This window comes from bacterium (assembly GCA_040755795.1).
GTDB lineage: Bacteria > UBA9089 > CG2-30-40-21 > CG2-30-40-21 > SBAY01 > JBFLXS01.
Genome location: JBFLXS010000265.1, coordinates 1 through 5,612, shown reverse-complemented (window position 1 = coordinate 5,612; position 5,612 = coordinate 1). Strand labels below are relative to the sequence as shown.

Here is a 5,612-nt window from a genome sequence, read left to right as displayed (position 1 = left end):
CGGCAGAGTTATCGAATTTTACAATAATTTAATTGAGGATGAGCTAAAAAAGGTCTGCACGAAAAATAAGTTTATGTTAAATGGTCATAAAATAGAGGCTACTGGCTATTGTGAAAAGTGCCAGTAACACTATTTGGTGATTGGTAATTGGTTGACTGGTAATTGGTTAAATGGTAATTGGTTAAATAGTTACCAATCACCAGTTACCAATCACCAGTTACCAATCACCAGTTACCAATTACCAGTTACCAATTACCAGTTACCAATTACCAGTTACCAATTACCAATTACCAATTACCAGTTACCAATGAAGGGAGGCGGTTATGCATAAAAGCATTTCTCTTGTCCAGATGAAAATAGGAGAAAGTGGAAAGATAGTAGAGATTCAAGGTGGAGCGGGAATGAGTTTGAAATTGGAGAATTTGGGAATTAGAGTTGGTGAAGAGATAAAAAAGGTAAGCCAACAAGCTATGCGTGGTCCTGTAGTGGTAGCGGTCGGTAAGAGTCAGGTAGCGGTTGGATTTGGCATGGCTACAAGGGTATTGGTAGAAGTAGAAAAGGAGGAAGGAATCGATGAAAATTCTTCTAATGGGTAATCCCAATGTAGGTAAGAGTGTGGTTTTCTCAAGGCTTACTGGTGTTCATGTTATTGCCTCCAATTATCCTGGCACTACAGTAGAATTTACTAAAGGCTTTATGCATCTGCCGGAGGAGTTAGGGTTTAAGGGAGAGACGGCTGAAGTTATTGATGTCCCGGGAGTATATTCCTTAGAACCTACCTCCAGGGCTGAAGAGGTGGCTGTTGAGATGCTCCAACAAGGGGATATGGTTATCAATGTGGTTAATGCGACAAATTTAGAAAGGAGTCTAAATCTCACCCTTCAGTTGCTTAAAAAGAAAGTCCCTCTCATTATTGCCCTCAATCTCTGGGATGAGGCAAAACATACGGGTATAAAAATTGATGTGGAAAAACTCGAACAGACTCTTGGAATTCCCTGCATTCCTACCTGTGCTATAACAGGTGAGGGGTTTAAGGAGCTGGTATCCAAAATAAAAGAGGCAAAGGCAGGAGAATATGAATATGAAGAGGAAGAAAGATGGCACGAGGTAGGAAATATTACTAATAAGGTAGAAAAAATCATCCATCGGCATCATAGATTTAGAGAAAGGATAGCAGATCTCTCTATTTTCCCAAGAACTGGTATACCCGTAGCACTAATAGTCCTTTTTGCCACCTTCCATGTTATAAGATTTATTGGTGAAGGATTGATAGGTTATGTATTTGAGCCTTTCTTTGAGAATTTGTGGGCACCATTAATGCTGAAACTATCAAATATTCTTGGTAGTGATGGATTTATTCACACCATATTGATTGGAAGATTGGTGGATGGAGAGATAGACTTTGGTGAATCATTTGGACTTCTTACTACCGGGCTTTTCGTCCCTTTTGGAGCAGTGCTTCCCTATGTCTTTGCCTTTTATCTGATACTTTCTTTTTTAGAAGATTCAGGCTATTTACCCAGATTGGCGGTATTGGTAGATAATATCATGCACAGATTAGGCCTGCACGGTATGGCTATCATACCTATGATGCTTGGGTTGGGTTGTAATGTGCCGGGGGCTTTGTCAACCAGGATTATGGAGACAAAGCGGGAGAGGTTTATTGCCGCTACTTTGATGGCAATTGCTGTCCCCTGTATGGCACAGATTGCTATGGTAGTTGGGTTGATAGGTAAATATGGAGCAGGAGGATTGGGAATAGTTTTTGGCACACTGTTTGTAGTCTGGATTATTTTGGGAGTTTTATTAAACAGAACTATGAAGGGGGAGTCCATGGAGATATTCCTTGAGATACCTCCATACCGCCTTCCTTATTTTCAAGGGCTGGTAAAAAAGGTCGGGATGAGGATTATCTGGTTTGTCAAAGAGGCTGTTCCCTGGGTATTAGCAGGGGTATTCATTGCCAATATTTTGTATACTCTTGGAATAATTGATCTTGTAGGCAGATTTACTGCACCTGTAATTTCAGGGATTTTAGGTCTACCTAAAGAGGCTGTAGGGGTTCTCTTGCTTGGATTCTTCCGCAAGGATGTGGCTGTGGGCATGCTTGTCCCATTGGGACTAAGTTTTCCACAGATTGTAGTAGCATCTGTGGTGCTGACCATGTATTTCCCATGTGTAGCTACTTTTGCTACTTTGGTGAAAGAATTAGGAATAGCAGGCATGCTCAAATCTACAGCACTCATGATTATTTCTACCCTGCTGGTGGGTGGAATACTTAATTTGGTGATTGGTAATTGGTGATTGGTAACTGGTGATTGGTAACTGGTGATTGGTAACTGGTAACTGGTAATTGGTAACTGGTAACTGGTGATTGGTAACTGGTAACTGGTAATTGGTAACTGGTAATTGGTAACTGGTGATTGGTGATTGGTAATTATTTAACCAATTACCATTTAACCAGTTACCAAAAGAGAGGAGGTGATAAGATTGTTAGGAAGCAGAAGCTTCATACGGGGAAGTCCCCCAAAAGGTAAGAAGGCGGTTCCGCAACCAAAAAAGAAGAAACCGCCTTCAACCGAAACCCGGTATGACAAACACACCAGGCCCACACATAGTATACCATAAGTGGGGGTTTGGTGTCAACTAAAAATTGGTAACTGGTGATTGGTAACTGGTAATTGGTAATTGGTAACTGGTGATTGGTAATTAGTAACTATTTAACCAGTTACCATTTAACCAATTACCATTTAACCAGTCACCATTTAACCAATTACCAAAACATGGAGGTGTATTATGTTAACAAGGTTAACAAAGACAATGCCAGTAATCATTCTGGCAGCAGTTCTGGGGTTCTACCTACCCCAATCAGTTTTAGCAGAAGAGGCTATTGAACTGGAAAAGGTAGTGGTAACAGCCACTAAGGGCGAAAGGGTATTAGCAGATGTACCTGTCCGCACTGAGGTTATTACCAGTGAGGAGATTAAGGAAAAAGGGGCAACAAATCTTTACGAGGCTTTAGAAGGAACACCTGGAATAAGGGTAGAACAACAATGTTCCTATTGCAACTTCACAGTTTGTAGGATGCAGGGGTTAGAAGCAGGACATGTCCAGATATTGATTGATGGACAGCCTGTATATTCCGGGTTGGCATCCGTATATGGCTTGCAGCAGGTGCCAACTGCAAATATCGAGCGTATCGAGGTGGTAAAAGGTGCCGGGTCTGCTCTTTACGGAGCAAGTGCTATTGCCGGGGTGATTAACATCATCACTAAAAAGCCAACTAAAGAGCCTACAATGAATGTAAATATGAGCTTTGGAGAGCATAAAACCAATAACTATGAGATATTTGCTTCCACCAAAAAGGCAAATATGGATATGATGCTCACTGCTCAAAAGAGTACCGGAGATGAAATTCTGGAGGACGACTCATGTCTTTCTGCAGAAGAAGAGCGATTGACTGATAGAGTGAGAACCGACAATGTTACTGGTGGAGTAGAGATAAACTGGTACGATGTGTTTGGAGATGATAAACTCAGTTTTTCAGGAAGAACCGCAAATGAACAGCGGCAAGGTGGTGATGTAGACACATTTGAAAATTTCTATGCAGAATCAGCAGAGAATATTAAGACTACCCGATATGAGGCAGGAATTGGCTACAGAAAGAATCTTGCAGAAGACCGAATGGTAAATCTTAACCTCAGCTACTGCACCCATCACCGCAATGCCACCAATGATTCATTCGTGGTTGATTATAGGGATACTCATCCTGATAATACATCTACCACAACCATTGATGAGTCAGTCGCTCCGGTAAATGAAATGCGACCGTATCTGGCTGATGAAAAACTTTATGTGCTGGATTTGAACTATACATGGCTGTCAGGAGAAAAACATCGCCTGTTAGCAGGAGTTCAATACAGCAAAAATGAGCTGGAGGAGGAAGGCAAGTATGTGAATCTGGTAGGCCCAGAACCAGCTACTGGAAGTACCTATCTCTCCACAAGCAAAAAGAGTGCGGATGAGATAGGGATTTATCTCCAGGATGAGGTATCTCTAAATGATACTCTGGAGCTGGTAGTAGGAGCAAGGTATGACAAGCATGATTCAGAGGATGATTTTGGCGGCTCAGGGGATGCCGCTCCCAAAGACAGAATTAAGCTTGAGTATGACGAAACTGCCTTTAGTCCCAGAGCGGCGTTAATGTATCGCCCAAATTCTCATATTACCGTCCGCACAAGTCTTGGCACAGGTTTCCGTGTTCCGTATGGTTTCAGTGAGGATTTGCATCTTTGCAGCGGCTCACCAAGAGTTTATAAAGGTGCAGGGTTGAAACCTGAAAAATCGGTAAGCCTAAATTTTGGTGTAGATTATGCGGCAGAGAAATATTCATTATCTGCCAATATCTTTCGCACCAACCTTAAGGATAAGATTGGTTTTACTGATGCCAGTGATAAGGCTTCAGAGTTAGGCTATACCTATGAATGGAAAAATATAGGTGATGCCTATACCCAGGGTATAGAATTGGGATTGGTAACTCGCTTAGCCGAAAACCTCGATCTTGATTGCAATCTGGCTTATACCGACGCCCAATATAAGAAGGAACGAGAGGATTGGGTGAATGCTCATGGAGGTAAATATGCCTCTGACAGTAAATATATCCCTCGCGTTCCAAAGATTACCGCAGGTCTCAAACTGGACTACAGCCCGCAAGACTGGGACCTTGTATTAGACTGCAACTACACCGGTAGGATGTATATCGACTATTGCAAGGATGAAGATGTGGAAGCTGCTGAAAGCAAGATCAAGTATACAGACCCATTTGTAGTAGTCAATACTAAGATATCCAGGAGTTTCTCAGATTATGGACTTACTACCTTTGTAGGTGCTAAGAATCTATTTGATGAGGTACAGGATGAGAAGCATCCGGATGATGCGGCATTTATGTACGCACCTTACACAGGCAGGATGCTTTATGCTGGAATGGAAGTAGCATTTTAACTGGTAACTGGTAATTGGTAACTGGAGGGCGGTAAATGGAATATAAGACATTTGAAGATTTAGAAGTTTATAAGATGGCTCGTGATTTCAGGAAGAAAATATATGAACTGTCCAGGCAATTACCAGAAGAAGAAAAGTATAATTTGACAAGCCAGATGAGGAGAGCCTCTGTCTCTTTGACTAACTCCATAGCAGAAGGACACGGCCGCTATCACTATCAGGAGAATATTCAGTTTGTAAGATAGGCTCGGGGTTCTCTTGAAGAGTTGATTGACGATTTTAATGTATGTATTGACGAGAATTATGCTAACGAGAATTACTTAACTCAGTTAAAAAAGGAAGGATATGAACTCCTAAAGAAACTCAATGGCTATATCAAGTATTTAAGGAAGTGTAAAAGTGGTGATTGGTGATTGGTAATTGGTGATTGGTAATTGGTGATTGGTAACTGGTGATTGGTAATTGGTAACTGGTAACTATTTAACCAATTACCATTTAACCAGTTACCATTTAACCAGTTACCATTTAACCAATTACCATTTAACCAGTTACCATTTAACCAATTACCATTTAACCAATTACCATTTAACCAGTTACCATTTAACCAGTTA

5 protein-coding genes and 1 pseudogene are annotated in these 5,612 nt (G+C 41.2%); 5 read left to right on the top strand and 1 reads right to left on the bottom strand.

All coding sequences use genetic code 11. The features are described from left to right. The first annotated feature begins 195 nt into the window (after nt 1-195). From AB1414_14355 to AB1414_14335, 5 genes and pseudogenes are all read left to right on the top strand, one after another. The gene (locus AB1414_14355; protein MEW6608604.1) at nt 196-354 is read left to right on the top strand and encodes an alpha/beta hydrolase; all 159 of its coding nucleotides are present in this window, start codon (nt 196-198) and stop codon (nt 352-354) included. Next, nucleotides 324-596, top strand: a complete 273-nt coding sequence (locus AB1414_14350; protein ID MEW6608603.1) for a FeoA family protein — start codon at nt 324-326, stop codon at nt 594-596. The genes AB1414_14355 and AB1414_14350 overlap by 31 nt, the downstream gene beginning before the upstream one ends. Then, complete coding sequence (locus AB1414_14345; GenBank protein ID MEW6608602.1) at nt 574-2,304, top strand: ferrous iron transporter B; 1,731 nt, start codon at nt 574-576, stop codon at nt 2,302-2,304. Before AB1414_14350 ends, AB1414_14345 begins: the two co-directional genes overlap by 23 nt. A gap of 492 nt (nt 2,305-2,796) precedes the next feature. Beyond that, complete coding sequence (locus AB1414_14340) at nt 2,797-5,001, top strand: TonB-dependent receptor (protein MEW6608601.1); 2,205 nt, start codon at nt 2,797-2,799, stop codon at nt 4,999-5,001. 35 nt (nt 5,002-5,036) lie between these two features. Continuing rightward, nucleotides 5,037-5,414: pseudogene (locus AB1414_14335) on the top strand (four helix bundle protein). On the opposite strand, the gene AB1414_14330 reads toward AB1414_14335, so the two are convergent. Continuing rightward, nucleotides 5,372-5,612, bottom strand: a 241-nt coding sequence (locus tag AB1414_14330) for a hypothetical protein (protein ID MEW6608600.1), incomplete at its 5' end; no start/stop codon positions are given. The pseudogene AB1414_14335 and the gene AB1414_14330 sit on opposite strands and share 43 nt — an antisense overlap.

What these genes read in the sequence shown, in the direction of transcription:
- AB1414_14350 (MEW6608603.1), top strand. Translation starts at nt 324, where the DNA reads ATGCATAAAAGCATTTCTCTTGTCCAGATGAAAATAGGAGAAAGTGGA.
- AB1414_14345 (MEW6608602.1), top strand. Translation starts at nt 574, where the DNA reads ATGAAAATTCTTCTAATGGGTAATCCCAATGTAGGTAAGAGTGTGGTT.
- AB1414_14340 (MEW6608601.1), top strand. Translation starts at nt 2,797, where the DNA reads ATGTTAACAAGGTTAACAAAGACAATGCCAGTAATCATTCTGGCAGCA.